The organism is Halorhabdus tiamatea SARL4B, from assembly GCF_000470655.1.
Classification (GTDB): Archaea; Halobacteriota; Halobacteria; order Halobacteriales; family Haloarculaceae; genus Halorhabdus; species Halorhabdus tiamatea.
In genome coordinates, this window is sequence record NC_021921.1 from 1905026 (window position 1) to 1926295 (window position 21270).

At 63.4% G+C, this 21270-nt stretch carries 21 protein-coding genes and 1 other RNA gene; 8 read left to right on the forward strand and 14 right to left on the reverse strand.

The window, feature by feature from the left end:
• Window positions 1-9 precede the first annotated feature (9 nt).
• From HTIA_RS09335 to HTIA_RS16375, 4 genes are all read left to right on the forward strand, one after another.
• Complete coding sequence (locus tag HTIA_RS09335; RefSeq protein WP_008526412.1) at window positions 10-1428, forward strand: Ni/Fe hydrogenase subunit alpha; 1419 nt, start codon at window positions 10-12, stop codon at window positions 1426-1428.
• Window positions 1429-1461: 33 nt separating this feature from the next.
• The gene (locus HTIA_RS09340) at window positions 1462-1941 is read left to right on the forward strand and encodes a hydrogenase maturation protease (RefSeq protein WP_008526413.1); all 480 of its coding nucleotides are present in this window, start codon (window positions 1462-1464) and stop codon (window positions 1939-1941) included.
• A gap of 528 nt (window positions 1942-2469) precedes the next feature.
• Complete coding sequence (locus tag HTIA_RS16370; RefSeq protein WP_158413124.1) at window positions 2470-3210, forward strand: hypothetical protein; 741 nt, start codon at window positions 2470-2472, stop codon at window positions 3208-3210.
• 30 nt (window positions 3211-3240) lie between these two features.
• Window positions 3241-3438: a hypothetical protein gene (locus HTIA_RS16375; protein ID WP_021029557.1), complete on the forward strand. Its 198-nt coding sequence runs from the start codon at window positions 3241-3243 to the stop codon at window positions 3436-3438.
• 162 nt (window positions 3439-3600) lie between these two features.
• On the opposite strand, the gene HTIA_RS16840 is transcribed toward HTIA_RS16375, so the two are convergent.
• Window positions 3601-3798, reverse strand: a complete 198-nt coding sequence (locus tag HTIA_RS16840; RefSeq protein ID WP_021029556.1) for a hypothetical protein — start codon at window positions 3796-3798, stop codon at window positions 3601-3603.
• A 206-nt stretch (window positions 3799-4004) separates the two neighbouring features.
• On the opposite strand from HTIA_RS16840, the gene HTIA_RS09345 reads away from it, so the two are divergent.
• On the forward strand, window positions 4005-4211 hold the full coding sequence (locus HTIA_RS09345) for a DUF2061 domain-containing protein (RefSeq protein WP_008526415.1): 207 nt from the start codon (window positions 4005-4007) through the stop codon (window positions 4209-4211).
• Window positions 4212-4302: 91 nt separating this feature from the next.
• Here HTIA_RS09345 and HTIA_RS09350 read toward each other — a convergent pair whose 3' ends face one another.
• Window positions 4303-4839, reverse strand: a complete 537-nt coding sequence (locus tag HTIA_RS09350; protein WP_008526417.1) for an Rrf2 family transcriptional regulator — start codon at window positions 4837-4839, stop codon at window positions 4303-4305.
• A gap of 93 nt (window positions 4840-4932) precedes the next feature.
• Complete coding sequence (locus HTIA_RS09355) at window positions 4933-5943, reverse strand: NAD-dependent epimerase/dehydratase family protein (RefSeq protein ID WP_008526419.1); 1011 nt, start codon at window positions 5941-5943, stop codon at window positions 4933-4935.
• Window positions 5944-6063: 120 nt separating this feature from the next.
• Here HTIA_RS09355 and HTIA_RS09360 point away from each other — a divergent pair, with 120 nt between their 5' ends.
• Both HTIA_RS09360 and HTIA_RS09365 read left to right on the forward strand, forming a co-directional pair.
• Window positions 6064-6348 carry a glutaredoxin family protein gene (locus HTIA_RS09360; protein ID WP_008526420.1) on the forward strand — a complete coding sequence of 95 codons (285 nt, stop codon included), beginning with the start codon at window positions 6064-6066 and terminating at the stop codon, window positions 6346-6348.
• 2 nt (window positions 6349-6350) lie between these two features.
• The gene (locus HTIA_RS09365; RefSeq protein WP_008526421.1) at window positions 6351-6866 is read left to right on the forward strand and encodes a redoxin domain-containing protein; all 516 of its coding nucleotides are present in this window, start codon (window positions 6351-6353) and stop codon (window positions 6864-6866) included.
• A 27-nt stretch (window positions 6867-6893) separates the two neighbouring features.
• On the opposite strand, the gene HTIA_RS16845 is transcribed toward HTIA_RS09365, so the two are convergent.
• The 10 genes from HTIA_RS16845 to HTIA_RS09405 form a co-directional block, all read right to left on the reverse strand.
• Complete coding sequence (locus tag HTIA_RS16845) at window positions 6894-7052, reverse strand: DUF7559 family protein (protein WP_008526422.1); 159 nt, start codon at window positions 7050-7052, stop codon at window positions 6894-6896.
• A 172-nt stretch (window positions 7053-7224) separates the two neighbouring features.
• Window positions 7225-7684, reverse strand: an RNA gene (gene rnpB, locus HTIA_RS15515) — RNase P RNA component.
• A gap of 66 nt (window positions 7685-7750) precedes the next feature.
• Complete coding sequence (gene pdo, locus HTIA_RS09370) at window positions 7751-8392, reverse strand: protein disulfide oxidoreductase (RefSeq protein WP_008526423.1); 642 nt, start codon at window positions 8390-8392, stop codon at window positions 7751-7753.
• A gap of 173 nt (window positions 8393-8565) precedes the next feature.
• Window positions 8566-10929 carry a glycoside hydrolase family 2 TIM barrel-domain containing protein gene (locus HTIA_RS09375; RefSeq protein ID WP_020936282.1) on the reverse strand — a complete coding sequence of 788 codons (2364 nt, stop codon included), beginning with the start codon at window positions 10927-10929 and terminating at the stop codon, window positions 8566-8568.
• A 109-nt stretch (window positions 10930-11038) separates the two neighbouring features.
• Window positions 11039-11326: a hypothetical protein gene (locus HTIA_RS09380; protein WP_008526425.1), complete on the reverse strand. Its 288-nt coding sequence runs from the start codon at window positions 11324-11326 to the stop codon at window positions 11039-11041.
• 108 nt (window positions 11327-11434) lie between these two features.
• Window positions 11435-13066, reverse strand: coding sequence for a thermosome subunit alpha (thsA, locus tag HTIA_RS09385; protein WP_020936283.1), 1632 nt, complete (start codon window positions 13064-13066; stop codon window positions 11435-11437).
• 81 nt (window positions 13067-13147) lie between these two features.
• Window positions 13148-14278 carry an ABC transporter ATP-binding protein gene (locus HTIA_RS09390; RefSeq protein WP_008526427.1) on the reverse strand — a complete coding sequence of 377 codons (1131 nt, stop codon included), beginning with the start codon at window positions 14276-14278 and terminating at the stop codon, window positions 13148-13150.
• A 1-nt stretch (window position 14279) separates the two neighbouring features.
• On the reverse strand, window positions 14280-15386 hold the full coding sequence (locus HTIA_RS09395) for an ABC transporter ATP-binding protein (RefSeq protein ID WP_020936284.1): 1107 nt from the start codon (window positions 15384-15386) through the stop codon (window positions 14280-14282).
• Between the two features lie 74 nt (window positions 15387-15460).
• A complete protein-coding gene (locus HTIA_RS09400) occupies window positions 15461-16507 on the reverse strand; it encodes an ABC transporter permease (protein WP_008526431.1) in 1047 nt (348 codons plus the stop codon).
• 1 nt (window position 16508) lies between these two features.
• Window positions 16509-17531, reverse strand: coding sequence for an ABC transporter permease (locus tag HTIA_RS09405; protein WP_008526432.1), 1023 nt, complete (start codon window positions 17529-17531; stop codon window positions 16509-16511).
• A 185-nt stretch (window positions 17532-17716) separates the two neighbouring features.
• Between HTIA_RS09405 and HTIA_RS09410 the strand changes: the two genes are divergently transcribed.
• Window positions 17717-18859 carry a hypothetical protein gene (locus tag HTIA_RS09410; RefSeq protein WP_008526433.1) on the forward strand — a complete coding sequence of 381 codons (1143 nt, stop codon included), beginning with the start codon at window positions 17717-17719 and terminating at the stop codon, window positions 18857-18859.
• A 178-nt stretch (window positions 18860-19037) separates the two neighbouring features.
• On the opposite strand, the gene HTIA_RS09415 is transcribed toward HTIA_RS09410, so the two are convergent.
• Entirely contained in the window at window positions 19038-21212 is a 2175-nt protein-coding gene (locus HTIA_RS09415) for a periplasmic substrate-binding domain-containing protein (protein WP_008526434.1), read from the reverse strand.
• Window positions 21213-21270: the final 58 nt, after the last annotated feature.

Consider the following 21270-nt stretch of genomic DNA (forward strand, 5'->3'; position numbering starts at 1 on the left):
GAGATACAAATGAGCAAGAAGGAAGTCATCGATCCGGTCACGCGCGTCGAGGGGCACGGCAAGATCACCATCCACCTCGACGACGAGGGGAGCGTCGAGGACGCACAGTTCCACGTCACGGAGTTCCGTGGCTTCGAGGAGTTCGTCGAGGGCCGTCCCATCTGGGAGATGCCCGAAATCACCGCCCGCATCTGTGGCATCTGCCCGGTCAGCCACCAGCTGGCCGCGGCGAAGGCCGCCGACGACGTCATGGACGCCGACGTCCCCGAGAGCGCCCACAAGCTCCGGGAACTACTCCACATGGGCCAGGTCCTCCAGAGTCACGCACTGAGCTTCTTCTACCTCTCGAGTCCCGACCTGGTGCTTGGCTACGACGCCGATCCCGCCGAACGCAACATCGAGGGGGTCCTCGAAGAGAACCCACAGCTGGCCGAACGCGGGATCGACCTTCGGAGCTTCGGCCAGAATGTCATCGCCGCGCTGGGCGAGAAGAAGGTCCACCCCGACTTCGCGGTCGCCGGTGGCGTCTCGAACACGCTCGGTCGGAAAGACGGTGAGGAACTGCTCGAGGAGAGCCAGCCACTCGCCGGGTACGTCCGGGAGACGATCGACCTCCTCGAGGACATCTTCGCGGAGATGGACGACGACACGCTGGATTATGCCACCTACCCGACGGGCTACATGGGCCTGGTGACCGAGGAGGGTGGCCTCGAACACTACGACGGGGACATTCGCCTGGTCGACGAGGCGGGCGACCGACTCGAAGAGATCGACGACGGCGACTATCGGGACGTCATCGCCGAGCGTTCCAAGGAGTGGAGCTATCTCAAGTTCCCCTACTACAAGGAACGGGGCTTCGAGGACGGCCAGTACCGCGTCGGGCCGCTCGCGCGGCTGAACGCCGTCGACGACATCTCGACCCCACAGGCCCGCGAGGAGTGGGTCGAATTCATGGACGCCGCCGACGGGGCGGTCCACGAGCGCTCGACGTACTACCACTGGGCGCGCCTCATCGAGATGCTGTACTGCGTCGAGCGCATCCAGGAACTCCTCGAGGACGACGACGTCTACGACGGGATCACGAACGTCCCGACCAAACCCAAGGCGGGAACGGGCGTCGGCGTCATCGAAGCCCCGCGCGGGACGCTCATCCACGAGTACACCATCGACGACGGCGGCACGGTCGAGAACGCGAACTTCATCGTCGCCACCACGCACAACAACGGCGCGATGAACAAGGGTGTCACCTCCGCCGCCGAGACGTTCATCGACGGCCCCGAGATCCCGGAGGGGATCCTCAACAAGATGGAGAGCGTCATCCGGTGTTACGACCCGTGTCTGTCGTGTTCGACACACGCGATCGGCGACATGCCCCTGGAACTCGAACTCGAACAGAACGGCGAGACCGTCGAGACGATCACCCGCTGACGCCAGCCCGCGACAGCACACACTCACCACATCATGAACGCACTGCTACTCGGCCTCGGAAACGACATCAAGCGCGACGACGTGGTCGGCCTGGAAGTCACTGAAGCGCTCGAAGAGCGCTTCGGCGACCGGCTGGACGTCGAGACTTACACGTCCGGCCGCCTCATGCTCATCCAGGAACTCAGCGGGTACGATCAGGTGTTCCTCGTCGACGCGATCAAGACCGACGGGGGGACGCCCGGCGACTACTACGAGTTCTCCCCCAGCGAGGTCGAACCGAGCGACGAATCCGGCGGGCTGGCGACCCACAACGTCGGACTCGGGACGCTCCAGACGCTCGGCGAGGCGATGGGCCAGTCCATGCCCGAGATCACCATCTTCGCCATCGAGGTCGAGAACCCTTTCGAGTACGGCGAGGGGATGACCGACGTCGTCGAGACAGCCGTACCAGATCTGATCGAGGAGATCGGCGACGACATCGAGGCGGCGCTTTCGGCGACTGCGGCGGCGTGAATTTTCGGAAGTACTGCAGCCAGTAGAGCAGCAGTGGATTATTCTTCGAGCAGGGTTGTCTCGCGGCTTTTCGACCCAATTCGACGACCAGTTTAGATTCGTGCGAGAACCATCCATCGAAACAGCCGACGAAAAAACCTACGTTACAGTGAATTTATTCCGGGAGTGAATTATCGGAACGATCGGTGGGATGATGCTAAGCCCCAGATCATCGGCAGCGTACCGGATGGGTTCTTCCGAGGTCGAGGATCAGTGACCGTCTTCGAGCCAGGTTCTGGAAACAATGGGAACGGGCAGGGTCGTGGGAATGGTTCGGGTCGAAAAAACGGAAACTCAGGGAACGGTAAGAGATAATACACATCCGAGAAGTATTACAACCGTTAGACAAACGATGAATACCGGAAACCGCGATCCCACATGAAAGATACAACTGCAATACTGGGGATAGTACTCCTAAGTCTGTTGATCGCAGCTAGTGGGACGGCTGTAGCAGTATCGAGTGTGACACAACCCGGTGAGTCTCCAGAAATGGTCACTGCCATAAAATCAGGAGGGGACCATACCACACAGTTGGATCAGTCGGATAATTCGTCCATCCGGACGGAACCACCGTCCGAAGCCGTTGGGGGGCGGTTATGGGTCCATTCGTTCGACGACGGTTCGTCCTCTGCAACGTTCAACGTGAGGGTTGACTATCCAGCACGGTCACAGGCAGAAGCTGAGGCAGCCCGAAATGGATCATTCAATCCTGACTGGTACGACGGGCAACAACGAGTCCAGCGAATATTTCAGCAGACCGCCGACGAAGAGGATTCATTGGAACATGTGACCAACAAGTCAAGATTGGTTTCGACAAACTACTATACAGATGAAGTAACAGAGGCTGAATACGGCTGGGTAGAGTTGCGAACCGAAGTGACGTGGGACAATTATGTAGAACCAGGTGAAGACCTCGTCATCGGTCCTGCGTATCATCGCTCGCTCGCGAATAGTTCGACAGGAGCAGCGTGGACGCTCGAGGTGAACGTACACGAGTCATGGGAGCCGTCCGTGGTGAATGGTGAGCCACACACTCAACCGGTTGGCCATGTTCTATGGGGGTATACCTGGGAGAACGTCACCAGCCAGACCGGCACGCTGCTTGCATTCGACTCGCCAATCACTGAAACAACAACCGACGCGAGTGGACCGTTCGGACTTGCTGGTGGTACTGTCTTGACAGGAATCGCGATTTTGATTGCCGGTTTCCTCAAAGGGTCTTTCACTTAAAGGGACGAGTTCTTTGTGCAGAGTATTGCCATGACACATTCGAACCCACCCACGCGCCGCGCATTCCTGGCGAGCGGCCTCGCCGGCGCAGGCACCGGTGTGGCTGGCTGTCTCGACCGGATTCCGTTGCTGGGTGGTGAGCAGCCGCCGCCGTTCGGTCCGGTCGAACACAGCTGGGGTATGGCCGGGCGGGACGCCGTCAACACCGCCTCAAATCCCGGAAGTTGACGGCCCGACCGACGATCCCGACATCATCTGGGAGTACGACACCGGCGAGAAGCACCCCCGGTGCCGATTCGATGCTTTCCGTGCTAGCCGAACCGTGATTGTGGCTTCGACAAAGGTAGTTTGAAAGCCGCTGTCAATGGACGACGGCCGGAGTGCCATATATTATTCGCGTACGGCGAGGGGATGACCGACGCTGTCGAGGCGGCCGTCCCGGCGCTGATCGAGGAGATCGGCGACGACATCGAGAGAGCGCTCGTGGCGACCCCGGCGGCGTGATTCGTTCGGGAGTTCCTCTTTCTGGTCCTGCTGTGCCTGTAGCAGCGTGCGCTTGTCCCGCAACTCGTCAATGGGGCGTTGCATCCGCGTAGCGAGCGCGTCTCTACGCCGGTTCCGAGTATCGACCCCGATAGTGGCTCCCTCACCGGACACGGCAACTCTAATTAGATGTAATTAGATTTTTGTGGGCGGCGTCCACAGGGTCCCCTACATATGCAACACCCGTTTGGCTGGTTGCCCCGTCGCCCGGATACTGCTCCCCGGACCGGCACACGAATCGGAGGTGAGAGATGGACAAACATCGGCGTTCGATCGTGAAGGCGGCGTCCTACCGGTTGTTCGCCACGTCGCTGGTGTTTCTCGTTGCCTTCGTCTACACCGGCCAGCTCGGCTCCTCGGCGAAGATCGGGCTCACGGCCGCGGTCGGAAAGACCGCCCTCTATTACGTCTGGGAGCGACTCTGGGCGAACATCCAGTGGGGCGTCGCCGAGGGCTGAGAATCGCGTTTGTTCGAAAGCCCTCTGAGAAGCTCTGGGCCGATGCTGGTGGCGCATCACCGACAGCTCTTGGCGGATGATCGCCGCCGAATCACAGGGCGTCGTCGGTGAAGGGCGCTTCCATCTTGCCGATTTCAAGGATCACTTCGTCACCGGTGCCGAGGATCTCGGCGACTTCGCCGACGACGACGAGGTCGAACTCCGGCGTCGGCCCGACGGCGAGAGCGTCGCCGATCTCGATCTCCTCGAGGATGTCCTGAAAGTGGACCCGAGCGCGGCAGTCGGTCGGGTGGTGGACGTTCGTGAGCGTGATCTCGTCGACGGTGACGTCGACGCGGTCGTAGTTCTGGGCGACGACAACCTTCTCGCCGTCGGCGTCCTGGTCGCGTTCGAGCGCGTGAAAGGCTGTCTCCGTCGGTTCGTACCCGCCGCGTGGTCCGGGCACGCTGTCGACCAGACCCAACGCTGACAGCTTTCGCATCTGATTTTTGACTGACCCTTCTGTCCGGTTGACCTGCTCGGCGATTCGGGCACTTTTGACCGGCGAGTCCGACTTCGAATACTCGTTGACGAGTGCGGTCAGTGTGTTCTGGTGCGGTGGAGAGAGATCCAGCGTGTTCGAATCCATCAGTGATGAGTAATAATGATAGACAGCTATTTATAGGGTTCGGGACTCGGAGACGCGTTGGGAGACGGTACCGTACGACCTCACCCGCGCGACTCACTCGAAGTCGGCGACGAACTCGTCAGTCGACTCCCGCCAGGCGGCGACGAGTTCATCCTCGAAGGCGTCGCCTTCCCCGACTTCAATCTCGTCGTGGTCGTCGAGCCATTCGACGGTCCGTTCGACGCCGTCTTCGAAGGAAACGGTGTATTCGAAGTCCAGATCCCGCCTTGCTTTGCCGTTGTCGAAGACCGTGCTGTACTGGAAGTGGTCCCGGAGCATCTCCGTGCGATCCGGTGCAACCTCGCGGAGGACGTCCGTCGGGATGTGGACGAGATCGGGTTCCGGCGCGTCGAGCGCGGCTGCGACCCGGCGGTGATACTGGTTCCAGGTGATGACCTCCTCGCTGGTGACGTGGTAGGTCTCGCCGTAGGCGACCTCGTTGCCGACGGCGTTGACGTACGCCCGAGCGACGTCGTCACGGTGACACGAGCCCCACAGTGAGGTGCCGTCACCGTGGACGACGATCGGCTTGCCCTGGCGGATGCGCTCGAGATAGTAGGTGTCACCGCCGAAGGTGTGGAAGATGGCCCCGCCCTCGCCGTAGGTACTCCACGGGCGGATGATCGTCACGTCGAAGGCACCCTCACGTTCGGCCTCACGGAAGCGATCCTCCGCGGCGGCCTTGCCCTCGGCGTAGTCGCTGACCGGCGGTTCGCGGGTAGCGTCTTCAGTCACCGGGTTTCGTTCGGGCGGTCGGTGATAGACGTCGACCGTGCTGGTGAAGATGAACTGCTCGATGTCCCCGCCGAAGGCGCGAATGTCGCTCTCGGCGTCCTCGAGGCCGAAGCACATCATGTCGACGACGACGTCGACGTCGACGTCTGCGACCGCCGATTCGAACGCGTCGTGATCGAAGCGATCACCGTGGATCTCCGAGACGGTCTCGGGGATTTCGATGTCAGTCTCCCCACGGTTGAAGATCGTCACGCCGTGGCCCGCGTCGACGAGTTGTCGCGTGATGCCGGTCGAGATGACGCCCGTGCCGCCGATAACAAGTACGTCCATAGCCCGAGTCCGGGCGGGAGCTACATGACGGTTTGGCCTCGTGTCTGTGCATAGTGTCCTCGAAAACTGCAGCCAACACAGTGCTTACCCGTCGTTCGTTCCAAGGGGCCACAGACAGCCATGAGCGACCCCACACCCGACGCGTCCGAGACGGACGACGCGCCCATCACGCTGTATCGACTCCAGGCCTGCCCGTTCTGTGAGCGCGTTGCGCGGAAACTCTCCGAGTACGACCTCGACTATCACTCACGCTTCGTCGAGCCGTTGCACTCCAAACGTAACGCCGTCAAGCGCGTCAGCGGTCAGCGCGGGGTTCCGGTCATCGTCGACGACCGAACCGGCGTGACGATGAGTGAGAGCGAGCGTATCGTCCAGTACCTCGATCGAACCTACGGGGAGGCCTGAAGATGGAGCTGCCATTCGACGTCGTCGACCTCGAACCGGCCGATCACCCCCAGCCCGGCGAGACAGCGCCGGACTTCGAGCGCCCGCTGGTCAACGACGAGTACTGGGAGGACGTCGCGCTGTCGGATCTCACGGCAGAGGGTCCCGTCCTCCTCGTGTGCTTCCCGATGGACGGGAGTTTCCCGGCGACGTACGTCTGGAACGAGATCGACGACCGCGGGTGGGGGCGCGAGGGCGACCTGACCGTCGTCGGGCTCTCGATCTCTTCGCCCTACGAGCACAAGGACTTCATCGCGGAGGCGGCCCTGCCCTATCGGCTGTTCAGCGACCCACAGAACGGCGTCGCCGAGTCCTACGGCGTCGTCCACGATCTCGACGGGATGGCAGGTGTCAGCGAGGCACGCCCGGCCGTGTTCCTCATCGAGGCGGATCGGACCATCGAGTACGCCTGGGCAGCGAGCGAGTGGCCCGAATTCCCGGACTACGACGCGATCGCGGCGGCGATCAAGGAGCTATAGGTTTCCGACGACGGCTCGATTTCGCCGTCAGACGTCGATCTCGCGGAGCGACTCCGTCTCGCCGCAGTAGGGGCACTGGAAATCGGAGACAGTGACGTCGTCGGGCATCTCGTAGGTGTAGTGGAGTTCGAACATGTCGAGTTCGCAGTCGTCGTTCTCACAGGCGACTTCGAGGGTTGCGGGCATACGAGCCGATTGCGGCGGCTCCCGGATAAGCGAGTGGGTCACGGCAGCGATTTTCCCGAGTCATACTGCCGGCTGTAACAGACTGACGGAATTCGCCACCCCGGTGTGGCGAATATCGGTACGAACGTACAGCCGGCAGTATCAGTGTCGTCACTCACGGCGTGGAAACGATGGCTGCGGGGAGTAAGCCCCCTTCTGTTGTCGGCATTCGGCTACGCGTCCGCGTCGTGTCCGGACTACCAGTCACGCGGACTTGCACCGGCGAGGATTCGCCGTTCCATCCGTTCTCGCCCGTCGACGCGCCGGATGGCGCGCCCAGTTCGTCGTGGGCGTGGGTCCCGTCGGGCCCCACGTAGCGACGCGCCCTCGGTGGGTTAGCTTTCCGTCGTTTGTTCGCCCGCTCGATCGGCCGCCTTGCGGCGGGGATCGACCGCACTTTCTCACTTCGGGGTCGCACACCTCATCGGTCGGGGCGAGTGGTCTCGTTTCTGTTCCAGTGCCGGCGGTCTCCCGCCCCGGGCTTGTGCCCGGTCGCCTGCCCGGACGGTGGGGGGACTTTCCTCATGCCCGTTGATCCGCTCCGGCGAAGCCGAAACGCACGTCCCGGGCACGGGAGCCGGGCTCCCGCTGCCACTCGTCGGTAGGCCGTCCGGAGAATTAAGGGGTTCGATCGGCTGGGCGACGCTCCTGGAGTCGCCTTACAGTGCCTGCTTGACCTGCTGGAGGAACTGCTGGGGCGGCAGCGCACCCGTGAACTCGCCGTCGGTCCCGTTGACGTTGATCTGGGGGACGCCGCGGACGCCGAATTCCTGTGAGAGTTCCATGAACTCCTGGGACTCGACCGCGTTGGCCGTGACGTTCTCGTTGGCCACGGCGAAGTTGTGGGCGGTCTGGACCGCACCCGGACAGTGCGGGCACGTCGGCGTGACGAAGACGGTAATGTCGACCGGCTCGTCGATTTCGGCGACCTCTTCGAGCACGCTCTCGTCGATGTCGGGCTCGCCGGTCGAGACCGTGATCATGTCCTGAAGGAACGAACTGAACTCCTGGCCCGACGGAATCCCGAAGTACCGGACACCGTCGATGTCGTCACGCGTGATGACCGTGACCGGACCGCCGTCGTAGTGGTCCGCGCCGAGTTCGGCCGCCAGCGGATCGTCCATGTCGTGGACCGCCATCTCGATCGCGTCACTGAGGTCAGCGACGTCCTCGATCAGTGCGACCGTCTCTTCGCAGTACTCACACTCGTCCTGGGTGAAGACGTGGACGTCGATCGGCTCGTCCAAGTCTTCGAGAAGTTCTGAAACTTCCGCTCTGTCGTCGTCGTCGAGTATTGACATCGTACCTTCCCCTAGCAGCTACAGCGCAATTATATTTTGCGATCTTCACAATACCATGCAATCGATGTACATGGACCGGACGAATCCCGATCGAACCGGGGAACGGAATCACTCGTCAGGGGGAGCGGATCGTGGTGGTCTCCTTCACGAGGGGGCGGACCGAGATGGTCGCCTCACTCCGGAGGACGGACCGGGACGGTCACCTCGTCGTTTTCGAGTTCGTCGACGTCGGCCGTGATCGTCACCTCGCCGGATTCACGGTCGGCCTGGACGATCGCCAGCGCAGTCCCGTGGGAGGCAGATCGCCGGGAGCCGGTGTAGGACTCGTCGCTCGCCAGATCGCCGTTGTCGATGCCGGCGAGATCGCCAGCGCCGCTGACGGAGAATTCAATCTCGTGGTCGGCTCGTGGGACGACGACGCCGTCGTCGTCGACGATCCGCGCGTCGACGTACACCAGATCCTGGCCGTCGGCCGTGATGGCTTCGCGGTCGGGATCGAGGTCGACCCGGGCGGGCTCACCCGCCGTTTCGAGCTCGTGGGTCGCGACGACCTCGCCGTCGGTCTCTGCGACGGCCCGAAGCGTCCCCGGCTCGTAGGGGACGTACCACTCGATCATGTGGTCGGGGTTGTCCGCGAGATGCTGGACGCCGATTGTCTCGTCGTTCTGATAGAGCGTGACGCGTTCGGCGTTGGTGAACGTCACGACGTGGACGAACCCGCGGGAGTCTTCCCGATCGGGGAACGTCCAGTGCGCCGAGAGGGCCGGCCACGACCAGGCCGGGCGGGCCGGCGCGCGCTCGCGGTCGGGATCGAACGCCGCGATCTCGACCATCGGCTCGTCGCTCCAGACGCTCCGATGGAAGGCAGCCGGCGGCTTGGGGACGCCGCAGGTGTCGATCAACCCGGTCGGCCAGCCCTTGCTCGGCCACTCGCGGGCTTCCCCCAGGTAGTCGAAGCCGGCCCAGATGAACTGGCCGGCGACGTCCGCCCGCTCGGCGACGTCGAACCACGGATTCCGCGGGACGAACGCGAGCGGATCGTCGCCCGACCCCCGGAAGAAGGGGCGACACTCCGAGCCGACGATCGGGATGTCGACGCCCCGCTCGCGGAGTTCGTCGTAGTGGTGTTCCATGTAGTTGCCCGAGAAGAGATCGACCCGCTCGGCGACGGCCTCGGCGTTCTCGAGGATTCCCTCGTGGCCATCCCCCCACGCCGGGCTACCGTAGGTCGCCGGCCGCGTGGGGTCGAGGTCGTTGGCTGCCTCGACCAGCATCTCGAGGTCGTCGAGCATCCCCTCGTCGCCGTGGTCGTAGCTCTCGTTGCCGACGCTCCAGGCGATCACTGAGGGGTGGTTGCGGTCGCGGCGGATCATCGCCGCGAGATCCTCACGCCACCACTCGTCGAAGAATTGCTCCGTCTTCTCGTGACGCCACTTGTCGAAGGCCTCGTCGATGACCAGAAAGCCCATCCGGTCACAGAGAGCCAGGAGTTCGGGCTGGGGCGGGTTGTGGGCGGTCCGGATGGCGTTGACGCCCATCTCGGCGAGCGTCTCCAGACGACGCTCGAGCGCGCGCTCGGGCACGGCGGCCCCGAGTGCGCCCGCACTGTGATGGAGGTTGACGCCTTTCAGGGTCAACGAGTCGCCGTTGAGCAACACCCCCTCGTCGGCCGAGAACGTGACCGTCCGGATGCCAAACGGCGTCACGTAGTCGTCGACCGGTTCGCCCGTCGCCGCCCCCGTCTCGTCCGGGTCGCGCCGGTGGACGACGCTCCGGACGTGATAGCGCTCGGGCGTCGCCGGCGACCACAGTTCGGGATCCGTGACGACGAGTTCCTGGTCGAAAGTCCCTTTCTCGCCGGCGTCGAGTCGCCGCTCGGTCGCGGTCTCGGCGACGACTTCGCCCGATGGATCGTAGACCGCCGTCGAGAGCGTGCACACGGCCGCCTCCTCGGCGTCGTTGGCTACCTCGGTGTGGACGTCAACCCTGGCACGACGGCCCGTCACGGCCGGCGTGCGGACGTCTGTGCCCCACGGAACCACGTGGAGCGGCGACGTCTCGATCAGGTGGACGTGTCGGTAGATGCCCGAGCCGGAATACCACCGGCAGTTCGGCAGGTCGGTATTGTCGACCCGGACGGCGAGCGTTTCGCCGCCCTCGGCCTGGCTGACGTCGTCGTTGAAACTCGTATAGCCGTTGGGCCGGTTGCCGACGTGGTCGCCGCCGAGGTAGACGTCGCTGTCGCGATAGACGCCGTCGAAACGGAGGTACACCTTCCCCCCGTCGACGTCGGTCGGGAGCGAGCGACGGTACCACCCGACGCCACCAGGCAAGAACGCCCCTGCACTCCCGGCCGGGTGCTCCGGGTCGAACGGCCCCTCGATGCTCCAGTCGTGTGGAATCTCGACCGATTGCCACCCGTCGTCGTCGAACTCGGGGTCGGCCGCTCCGTCGGCCTCGCCCTGGTGAAATCGCCAGCCCTCCTCGAGGCGGCGGGTCCGTCGGTACTGCTCGGTCGGTCCCGGAAAACCGCTCATACCATTCGGCGTACGAAAACGACCGAGTTAAGCGTGGTGGCTGTCCGGCAGACGAAACGCTGTCAAATCGTTGGTCCGCGACGAGAAAACGAAACTGTCGGCAGAACTGTCAGATCGAACTCGACGCCTGTCGTTTCTGCCAGGCGGCGATGAGTCGGAGGACGATGTCGAAAAACAGCCCGAGGAGGATAAACGAAAACCCCCAGACGCCGAACATCCCGGCGAAAACGTTGTTCACTCCCTGCAGGACCGTCGCTCCGATTACCATCATCAGCGCGCCGAAGATGGCGACTGTGAGCGCGATGTGGCTGGCCATCCAGTACCAGACGGCCAGCAATACCATCTGAACGCCGCTTGCGTCCTCTCTGGCCGAATTGACTGCGCGAATCTCCACCATAATTAATAGAATGCGGAATCGGCTATTTGAATCTTGTGGAGTCTCGCTCACCCCAGAGATCACCCGTGGGCGAGCGGATCGCGCGGCCCCGAATTCTGCTTGTGAGTCCTACATTCCGGCCCCGTCGTCTCCGGCCGTCGAGAGGTCGCCGGCGGAGACGACGTCGTCGATCCGGAGGATCGTCCGTGCCGCCTCGATCGCGGCGTCGATCGCCGTTTCCTTCACGCGCCGGGGTTCGACGATGCCGTCGCCGGCAGCGTCGATGAGGTCGCCAGTCTCGGCGTCGATGCCGACCGTCCGCTCGCCGTCGTGATGGCGCGCACGGAGGTCGACGAGTGCGTCGATCGGCGAGTGGCCGGCGTTCTCCGCGAGCGTCCGCGGCGAGACGTCCATGGCCTCGGCGAAGGCCTCGACGGCGAGTTGCTCGCGCCCGCCGATCCCGTCGGCGGCGTCCTCGAGTGCCAGAGCGAGTTCGGTCTCGACGGCCCCTGCGCCAGGCAGGATCTCGTTGTCCTCGATGGCCGCCGCGAGCACGTCGAGACTGTCCTCGAGTGCCCGTTCGACCTCGTCGACGACGTGTTCGGTCCCGCCACGTAGGACGATCGTCCCAGCGACGCGTTCGACGCCGGTGAAGGCAGTGATTCGTTCGGCACGGGCCGACCCACGCCACAGCGGCATCCGGATCCGCTCGCAGTCGACGCTCCCGACCTGTCCCAGATCGTCGGTCGTGGCGGCTTCGAGGTCCGACACACGATTCGCGCCGGTCGCCTCGGCGAGTCGCCGCCGGTCCTCGTCGTCGACCCGTCGCAGTGCCATGACGTCAGCTTCGGCGAGCAATTCCTGGGCCGGATCGTCGATCCCGCCTTCGGTGACTAGGACGTCCGCCCCGGCCTCGAGAACGGCCTCGACGTCCTCCTGGATGGCCGCCTGCTCCTGGTCGAGGTACTCGGTGACCTCCTCGAAGTCCGAGACCCTGGTCTCGGTCGACGTTTCGAGTTCCGGCACCTCGATTTCTCCCTCGTAGACGAGGACGTCGGCGTCCTCGAAGTCCGTCGGCATCGCGTCGTGGGCCGGATTCTTGTCTATCGTGACGCCCTCGACCAGCCGGGAGTCGGCGAGGTTCCCGCCCGGGAACGACGTGATCGACACCGCGTCCCGCTCGACTGTCCCGTCGTCCCGGACTGCCGTTTGGATCGCGTCGACGACCAGTGTCGTCAGGTGTTCTTTCTCCGATTCGGACCCCTTGCCGGTCATCGCTGTCGACGCGATTGCCTCGAGGGTTTCGACGTCGTCGACGTCGAGATCGATCGCGCTCGCGTCGAGGATGTCCGGGACATGCTCGCCCGCCTGCTCGAACCCGGCGGCGATCGTCGTCGGGTGTACGTCACGCTCGAGTAAGTCCTCGGCTGCCTCGAGCAACGCACCCGTGAAGATCACGGCCGAAGTTGTGCCGTCGCCGACCTCCTGTTCCTGGCTCTGGGCGACCTCGACGACCATGTTGGCTGCCGGATGCTCGACCTCCATCTCGTCTAAGATGGTGACGCCGTCGTTCGTGACGACGGTGTCGCCCGTCGAGTCGACGAGCATCTTGTCCATCCCTCTCGGGCCAAGCGTCGTCCGGACGGCCTCACCCATCGCCTGGGCGGCCGTCAGGTTCATCGAACGTGCGTCCCGGCCGTCGATCCGCTGGGACTCCTCGGAAAGCACCGATAGCGTCCGGTCGCCAGCCTGTTGTGCCATATCGTCTAGGAGGCCACTCGACGGCTATAAATCTGTTTTTTCGTCCACAAAACACGGGACAAAAAACGACCGGGGCGGCCTTCAGTCGTCCGCCGTTCGTTTCTCTTCGAGGCTCGAGGAGAAGCCGAGTTCCTCGCGGTCGGTGAGTTCCTCGCTCTGCCAGTACTCGTGGTTGTCTAGTGCCCGGAAACACTTCGCTTTGGTTCCGTCGGCGTCGTAGACGTCCGGTTCCTCGTGTTTGCACACTTCACGAGCGTGCTCACACCGGGTGTGGAACTTACAGCCCTCCGGCGGGTCGGCCGGGTCGGGAATGTCGATCCGCCGGACCGGTGGCTGCATGTGCATGGTCTCGCTGGCGACGTCCGGGTCGGCCGGCGGCGTCGACCACCGCAACACTTTGGTGTAGGGGTGGGTCGGATCAGAGATGAGTTCGTCGGGATCGCCGATCTCGACGATGTCGCCGAGGTACATCACGGCGATGCGGCCGTCGGACTTCTTGGTGAGATAGCGCGCGTTCGCCAGGTCGTGGGAGACGAACACGAAGGAGGTCCCGAACATGTCCTGGAGTTCGAGCAGCAGGTCCATCATCTCGACGCGCAAGGAGACGTCCAGGGCCGAGACCGCCTCGTCGGCCAGCACCAGGTCGGGGTTGGTCAACAGCGCCCGCCCGAGGACGACCCGCTGTTGTTCGCCACCGGAGAGCTGATGCGGGAACCGTTCTGCGTAGTCCTCGACGGGTGTCATCCCGACGTACTCGAGGTAGTGATAGATCGTCTCGAGTCGCTCGTCGGGACCGAGTTCCTTGCGCCACTTCTTGAGTGGGTCGGCCAGCGACGCGCGGACCCGCCGCGAGGAGTTGAGCGCACTTCCCGGGTCCTGGTGGATGATCTGGAGCGCCTGCTGGATCCGGTCTTTGGAAATTTTCACGTCGCTCGACCGATCCTTCGCGTCCCAGATGTCCTGCCCGTAGTACTTGATCGACCCGCCGGTCGGTCGCTGGAGCCCGACGGCAGCTTTCCCGAGCGTGGTCTTCCCACAGCCGCTCTCGCCGACGAGCGCGACGATGTCGTCTTCCTCGATCTCGAGGGAGATGCCGTCGACGGCCCGAACGACTTCATCCGAGAGCGCTTTCTCGATGATGCCACCGGGTTTGAAGTGTACCTCGACGTCTTCCAGTGCGAGTAGTGGTTCGTCGGATTCTGTTTCACTCATATTACATGTCCTCCTCGAGGACGCCTGAATGAAGCGTATACGTGATCGTCTCGCGTGCCTCTTCCGGATAGAAGCACGCAGCCATCTGCTCGTCTTCGACGTCCATCAGCTCGGGATCCTCGACTGTACACTGCTCGTCGGCGATCGGACACCGCGGGTGATACCGACACCCCGACGGGATACTCACCGGGTCGGGTGCCGACCCCTCGATCGGCTGCATCTCCTCGACGACCGAGTCGATGCTCGGCAGCGATCTGAGCAGTGCCCTGGTGTAGGGGTGAGACGCGTTCTTGAGGATCTTATACGCCGTCCCGACCTCGACGAACTCGAAGGCGTACAGCACGGCGAGTCGGTCGGCCAGCCCGGCCACCAGCGGCAAGTCGTGGGTAATAAACAGGATCGTCAGGTCGAACTCCTCTTGCAGTTCTCGGAGCATCGCGATGATCGAGCGCTGCATCAACATGTCGAGGGCTGCCGTTGGCTCGTCCATCACCAGCATCTCCGGTTCGAGGACGAGACTGAGTGCGATCAGCGCCCGCTGTTTCATCCCGCCCGAGAGTTCGTGTGGGTACGAGCCAAGCACCCGATCCGCATCGAGGTGCAACGCGTCGAAGAGATCCCGGGCGTGGGTCATCCGCTCGTCTAGGTCGGCGTTGTGCGCGCGGATGGTCTCCTTGAAGTGGGCCCCGATCTTCATCGTGGGGTTGAACGAACTCATCGCACCCTGGAAGACCATCGCGGCTTCCTCCCATCGGTACCGGCGCTTCTGTTCTTTGTTCAGGTCGAGGATCCGGACCGCGCCGTCGGCGTCAGTCGTGATCCCCTGGGGGAGGTTCGCGGGGTTCTCCGGGTAGTAGGTGATCTCGCCGGTCAACAGCCCCGGCTCCTCGACGACGTCGAGCAGCGACGCGGCGAACATCGACTTCCCGGAACCGGACTCGCCGACGATGCCGATGATCTCGTTGCGGCGGATGTCGAGGCTGGCGTGATCCAGCACCGTCGACTGTCCGCGGTCGAGGTCGAAGCGTACCGTCGCGTCCTCGACTTCGAGGATGATATCCTCGGCCGATGCTTGCCGTCCGTACTGCGTCGATCCTTCGGTTGCCATACTTAGCACCTCCAACTCGCGTTTCTCGTCTCCGGTACGTCCTGGGCCGACTCGAACGGTGTCGTGGTAGTCACTCACATCACCTCACCGCTCGCCTGCGGCTCGCTCTCCTCGTCGGGGGTGGTCTGTGCGTGGCGAGCACGCAGCCGCGGGTTGAACACCCGGTCGAGTCCCTGGGCGAACAACACGAGTACGAACGTCAGTCCCGAGAGGAACAGTGCCGGGAAGAACAGCCAGTGGCCGGCGTGGCCGAGCTGGGAAATCGCGTTGCCGGTGGTGTAGGCGTTGTTCATCATCACGCCCCAGTTGAGCGTCGAGAACGGCAACACGCCCAGGAAATACAGCGCGACCGACGCCTTGATGACCTGCGTGGCCGCACCGGCCATGTTGACCAGGATGTACGGCGCGAGTTTCGGCACCAGATCCTGTCTGATCAGCGTCGCCGAGGACAGCCCCAGTGACCGCCCCGCTTCGATGTAGTCTTCTTCCCGGAGGGTCAACACCTGCGACCGCAGTGCACGCGCAAGCCCCGGCCACGTGTCGATCGCGAGGACGATCCCGACGGCCCAGGGACTTTTCATGTAATCCGCGAAGATCCCCGACAGCACGATGATCAGCGGCAGTCCCGGTAGGACGGCCTGAATGTCGGTCAGCGTCATCATGACCCGATCGACCAGGCCGCCCTTGTACCCGCCGACGAAACCGACGAGGACGCCGAGGCCGACTGTCGTGAGCGCGCCGGCCGAGGCCATCTTGAGCATCGCTGGCGTGGCGTGGACGATCTGTTCGAAGATCGAGCGGCCGAGGTTGTCAGTCCCGAAGGGGACACCCCACTCGATGAACGCGCCGAGGTACCGCGGTCCCTCGTTGAGTTCTGGTTCCTCGACTATCACGACGCCGCCAGTCCCCATGAAGATGTAAAACAGCAACCCGAGCCCACCGACGCGGGTCCGCCAGTCGCTCCATCCGATCCGGAGCGGGGCGAGGATATACCGGTCGACGAACCGCGTGAGTCGTTCACGCGTCGATACCTGGGCCGCTTCGACGTCTTCGCCGGTTCCGAAGATCATCTCCTCGGCCGTGCCACCGTCCGTTCGCAGTTCAGAGTCTGTATCAGTCATGTTAGAAGCTCTCCCGTGTTGCCCCGGTTCCAGCGCGCGGGTCGATCAGTCCGTAGGTCAGGTCGGCGAACAGGATCCCGAGGATCGTGATGAAGGTGAAAAACAGGAACGCCCCCATCATCAGTGGGTAGTCCTGGTTGGTCAGGGCCTCGAACGTGTAGTACCCGAGCCCGATGTACTGGAAGATCTGTTCGGTGATGACGTTCGAACTGAACAGTCGCGCGATCCCCAGCATCATGCCGGTGTAGATCGGCAGGATCGCGTTCCGCGTGAGATACCGCGAGAGGATCCGGTTGACGCTGATCCCCCGGATCTTCGCCGACCGGATGAAGTCCGACCCCATGATCCGGACCGCGTTCCCCCGCATGTTGAGCGATCCGGACGCGAACCCGACCACGAAACTAGAGAGGATTGGCATCGCCCCGTGTTGTAACAACCCTACCATGAACTTGATGTTGAACCCCGGCGTCGCGTCCGACGGGTAGCGCCCACCAGTCGGGAGCAGTTCCCACTGGTAGCCGAGGAACACGAGCATGACGACGGCGATGACGTAGTACGGAATGGAGTTCATCGTCAGCACGTAGGCGACCAGCCCCGAGTCGATCCTGGTCCCCTCGTACCACGCCATAACAGCCCCGATGACAATGGTCGCCGTGTACCCGAGCAGGAGGCCGTAGACGCTGATGAACACAGACCACGGCATCGCCCGAAAGAGGATGTCGAAGACGTCCGTGTTGTAATAGATGGATTGCCCGAAGTCCTGATGGAGGACGATATCGGAGATGTACCCAATGAAGCCCTCGATAACCCCCGAGTCGGGATTGATCCCCGTCATCTGTTCCGCCTGCCGGGCAATCTTCTGTGGGTCCGGCGGCTGCCCCTGTCCCGTTCGCTGTTGAACCAGTGACGCGATAATCGAGTCCAGTGGACTCCCGGGCATTATCCGGTACAGCGCGTACGTCACAAATGTTCCGGCGATCAACGTGATAACCGCCTGTGCGATACGATTGATGTAGTAACCCATACTATGGACGTATATGGTGAATTCGTCCTATTATATTTTCCGTCATCGAATCCCTTTTACTGTGTCCAATTCGTACCAAATATTAAACCACTCTGAGTTATATGACGTACGTTTCCTGGCGGAGATCCTCGATGCGACGATACGAGCGACACCGTTTTTCGGGTGGCCGTCCCAACTCGGTAGTGATGACCGATGATCCACGCGAGCGGGCGACAGCGTTGCTACGGGAGGCCCGTGCGGATCCGGACCCTGACGACGCCCCGGCGTTCGACGAACTGCTCTCGGCCGACGACCCGACGCTCCGTCGCAACGGCCTCGACGGGCTAGCGATCCTCGGGGGTCGGGATCCGTCGTTGCTCACCGATCGCGTGGACCGGTTCGCGGAACTCTTATCGGACCCTGACCGCGAAGTGCGGGCCGGCGCGAGTGCGCTCTACGCGAACTCGCTGTCGGGGGACGCGGTGCTCGAAGCAGCCGACGCCCTCGCCGAGTGTCTCACTGATTCGTACTCGATCGTGCGGTGGAACGCGCTGGAGGGACTCCTCGCGGCCGCCCGGACCGATCCCGCCGCGTGTACGGACTTCGTCGACGATGTCCTGGCGTTTCTCGATGCCGACGCCGACCACGTCCGTGCTCACGCCGTCCAGTTTCTCGCGGTCGTCTCGACTGCCCATCCCGAGGCCGTCCTGCCGGCGACCGACCGTCTCCTCGATGTCTTGCTTTCGAGCGAGGACATCGACGTTCCGATCGACGCGACGGTCCGTCGGCGGGCACCCGACTCGGGTTCTCGCGTCGACGACATGGCCGACGAAGGCCGCAAACGCATCCGTGACACTCGACAGGCTGCCGGCCACGCGATCTACGAGGTCGCGAGGGGTGACCCGGACGCCGTCCGACCAACCGTCGACGACCTCCTTGAGTTGCTCGATGACCCGGACCCGCAGATTCGCGTCGTGGCCCTCGATGTCCTCGTCGCGCTTGCGGAGGACGATCCCGAACCGCTCACCGAGTACACCGAGCAGATCGCCACTTGCCTCGACGACGACGCCGCGATGGTCCGGGCCAGCGCGTCTCAGGCCCTTACAGCAGTCAGTCCCGCAGCCCCGGACGACGTCGCTGGGGCCGCCTTCGAATCCGTCGACCGGATCGCGCCACTACTCGAAGACGACGACCCGGCTGTCCGGGCGAGCGCCGCGTCGCTGCTCGCACTCGCGGCAGAGCGCGATCCCGATGCCGTCGCCGGTCTCTGGGACCGACTCGAGGGCCTCCGATCGGACGACGCCGCGTTCGTCCGGGAGGCCGCCGCCGACGCACTCGACCAGCGCTGATCGATCTTCTCGCGGTGGTCCGGTGTTCGTGGCTGGTGGGCGCTGTCTGTCTGCTGTACGCGATTCGAGTATCGCCGTGGCTCGGGGGTCGAACTTAGAGGAACTGAGACGAAAAAACCGCGTTCGAAATCAGCCGATTACCGTCGGCCGCGACGACCTGTCGTTCAGGCGCGTGCGTCTACGAGCGGTGATCCGCGGGCGGGTCGGGGTAGCTCTCGTCGTACTTGAGCTGGGGCATGCCGGCGATGACGCTGTAGTTGCGCGAGCCGTATTCCTTGGTCGAGCCCCAGATTTCGTGGTCCGCCGGCGGGAAGTTGAAGTCCTTGACGTTGCCGTAGACGCCGTTGTAGTACGAGTGGAACACGAAGTTCGGGAGGTAGTAGTTGAAGTACCTCGCCGGGACTCGTGCGCGCTCGCGGACCTGATCGATACTGACCCCCGGCTCACGAAGGCCCTCGGTGACGTCCAGCATGTCGTAGGTCTCCGCACCGCCCGGGATGCTGTCGGGCACCTTGTAGGCACCCTCCGGGGCCTCGATCGAGCCGACTTCCGAGGGGAGCGGGACGTTCTCGACCGGCCGCCCCAGACCGTCGACCTCGTCGTCGTCTCCCAGCTCGAAGTACGGGGACGTGTTTGGACTGCCCGAGAGCATCGGGTTCGACCACCACGCGCCGTTGTCGTTGTAGGCGCCAGTGATCGTCTGGAAGTTCGCCCACTGCAGCCCGATGTCGTAGTCGTAGTCCGGCGGCTCGAGTCGCGAGGTGTAGGTGTCCCAGGCGTTGCCGTCCAGCGTCACGCCAAGACCGAAGTCCTCTAAGTTCGCCATCACGGTCTGGACGCCGCCGATCCAGGCGGCCTCGCCGGAGTTGAACGTCAGATCCCAGTCCGGGCTGTCGCCGTCCGGACCGACCCACGAACCGCCCTGCTTCTCGTAGCCCGCCTTGCGCATCCATTCGGCGGCGAGTTCCTGGTCGGCCTCGATCGGGTAGGTGTACATCTGATCGAGGAAGTCCTGGGAGAAGTTCCCTTCGGCGACGGACTCGAGTACGCCGATGTGGTGGGGGTTGGCTTCCGAGACTTCGGGCCCCCAGCCGTTGGCCCCGACCTGGTTCCAGTCGATCGCGGCGACTGCTGCACGCCGGACCCACAGGCGACCGAGGTGTTTGTTGTTGAAGTTGAAGATCAGGTTGTCCCCACCGATCTGGAGCCACCGGGCGATCTCCTGGGTGTAGTCCGGAACGGCGTTCCGGTTGACGTTCCCCGTGTCCATCGGTAGGACGCCGTTCTCGAGGTCGACCAGACCACGTGCCCGCATGACCTGTGCACGGTCCTCGGTCGCAAACCGGATGCGGAGCTTGGGGACATCGATGTGGTTGTTGGGGTGGTTATCACGGAGGTGCAACAGGGCGTCGGTCCCGGAGACGTCGTCCCCGGATTCGAGCTTGTACGGGCCACCGCCCCAGCCCTCGTTGGCTAACCGCGGCATGGAGATGCGGTCGCCGTTGAGGTCGTCGGTGATGGTGGTCGTCTCGTCGGTGTTGGCCGCGTCCGCGTATCGCTCGGCGTACGGTGTCGTGTACCCCGGGTGTTCCGGCATGGCCTCGGTCTGGGCGATGCCCTCGACCGTATCGGTCTCCATGACGTAGGCGTTGGTGCCGTTGTCCGGCAACTCGGACTCGCCGCTGGGCGCGTTGGAGTTGCGCGGCGTCAGGCGCCGCGTGCCATCTTCGTACCAGAAGTGATGGCGGTACTGCTCGACGGCCTCGGACTTGAACGACTCGTCCGCGTTGAAGATCAGCCCGTCGTAGCCGTAGTACACGTAGTCGTGCTCGACTCGTGCCTCGGCGTCGATGGGCGTCTCCTCGTCCCAGTAGTACATGTCCTGATTGTAGGTGTTGTACATGTCATACGGCGGCTCCGCCGTATAGTCCGTGATAAACGCCGGGATGGAGACCTCCTCGACGCCGTCGACGTGGGGCATCGAGTAGGTGTGGCCATCGATGATGATGTTGAGCCCCTGGGTGCGGGCCGAGGAGAGCTCCGTCATCCAGTTTTTCCCGGTAGAACGGTCCCCCGTTTGCCAGGTGGACATGTCGGCCTGCTCGGGAACGTTGTTGTCGACGACCGTGAACTCGTCGGTGACCGGCTGTTGGCCCCCGCCGTTCTCGGTCCCGTTCCCGGTCCCGTTTTCGTCACCGTTCCCGGTTCCGTTCTCGTCACCATTCCCCGATGGTTCAGTCGTGTCGTCCCCGTCGCCCGTACAGCCAGCAGCCCCCGCGACGCTGGCCGCGACGATCGCCTGAACGTATTGTCGCCTGGACAGTTCATCCAGCGGATTCTTGGGTCTCCGCATGATACGTTATTCTCCATCAGACATTAATAAAGCTTTCCATTATAATTTCGGTCCGATA

Bases quoted from the DNA above. Each gene is read 5' to 3' on its own strand.
- HTIA_RS09335 (WP_008526412.1), top strand. From the start codon at position 10: ATGAGCAAGAAGGAAGTCATCGATCCGGTCACGCGCGTCGAGGGGCAC.
- HTIA_RS09360 (WP_008526420.1), top strand. From the start codon at position 6,064: ATGAGCGACCCCACACCCGACGCGTCCGAGACGGACGACGCGCCCATC.
- HTIA_RS09405 (WP_008526432.1), bottom strand. From the start codon at position 17,531: ATGGGTTACTACATCAATCGTATCGCACAGGCGGTTATCACGTTGATC.
- HTIA_RS16840 (WP_021029556.1), bottom strand. From the start codon at position 3,798: ATGCAACGCCCCATTGACGAGTTGCGGGACAAGCGCACGCTGCTACAG.
- HTIA_RS09365 (WP_008526421.1), top strand. From the start codon at position 6,351: ATGGAGCTGCCATTCGACGTCGTCGACCTCGAACCGGCCGATCACCCC.
- thsA (WP_020936283.1), bottom strand. From the start codon at position 13,066: ATGGCACAACAGGCTGGCGACCGGACGCTATCGGTGCTTTCCGAGGAG.
- pdo (WP_008526423.1), bottom strand. From the start codon at position 8,392: ATGTCAATACTCGACGACGACGACAGAGCGGAAGTTTCAGAACTTCTC.
- HTIA_RS16370 (WP_158413124.1), top strand. From the start codon at position 2,470: ATGGTCACTGCCATAAAATCAGGAGGGGACCATACCACACAGTTGGAT.
- HTIA_RS09395 (WP_020936284.1), bottom strand. From the start codon at position 15,386: ATGGCAACCGAAGGATCGACGCAGTACGGACGGCAAGCATCGGCCGAG.
- HTIA_RS09390 (WP_008526427.1), bottom strand. From the start codon at position 14,278: ATGAGTGAAACAGAATCCGACGAACCACTACTCGCACTGGAAGACGTC.
- HTIA_RS16375 (WP_021029557.1), top strand. From the start codon at position 3,241: ATGACACATTCGAACCCACCCACGCGCCGCGCATTCCTGGCGAGCGGC.
- HTIA_RS09345 (WP_008526415.1), top strand. From the start codon at position 4,005: ATGGACAAACATCGGCGTTCGATCGTGAAGGCGGCGTCCTACCGGTTG.
- HTIA_RS09380 (WP_008526425.1), bottom strand. From the start codon at position 11,326: ATGGTGGAGATTCGCGCAGTCAATTCGGCCAGAGAGGACGCAAGCGGC.
- HTIA_RS09410 (WP_008526433.1), top strand. From the start codon at position 17,717: ATGACCGATGATCCACGCGAGCGGGCGACAGCGTTGCTACGGGAGGCC.
- HTIA_RS09375 (WP_020936282.1), bottom strand. From the start codon at position 10,929: ATGAGCGGTTTTCCGGGACCGACCGAGCAGTACCGACGGACCCGCCGC.
- HTIA_RS09340 (WP_008526413.1), top strand. From the start codon at position 1,462: ATGAACGCACTGCTACTCGGCCTCGGAAACGACATCAAGCGCGACGAC.
- HTIA_RS09415 (WP_008526434.1), bottom strand. From the start codon at position 21,212: ATGCGGAGACCCAAGAATCCGCTGGATGAACTGTCCAGGCGACAATAC.
- HTIA_RS16845 (WP_008526422.1), bottom strand. From the start codon at position 7,052: ATGCCCGCAACCCTCGAAGTCGCCTGTGAGAACGACGACTGCGAACTC.
- HTIA_RS09350 (WP_008526417.1), bottom strand. From the start codon at position 4,839: ATGGATTCGAACACGCTGGATCTCTCTCCACCGCACCAGAACACACTG.
- HTIA_RS09400 (WP_008526431.1), bottom strand. From the start codon at position 16,507: ATGACTGATACAGACTCTGAACTGCGAACGGACGGTGGCACGGCCGAG.
- HTIA_RS09355 (WP_008526419.1), bottom strand. From the start codon at position 5,943: ATGGACGTACTTGTTATCGGCGGCACGGGCGTCATCTCGACCGGCATC.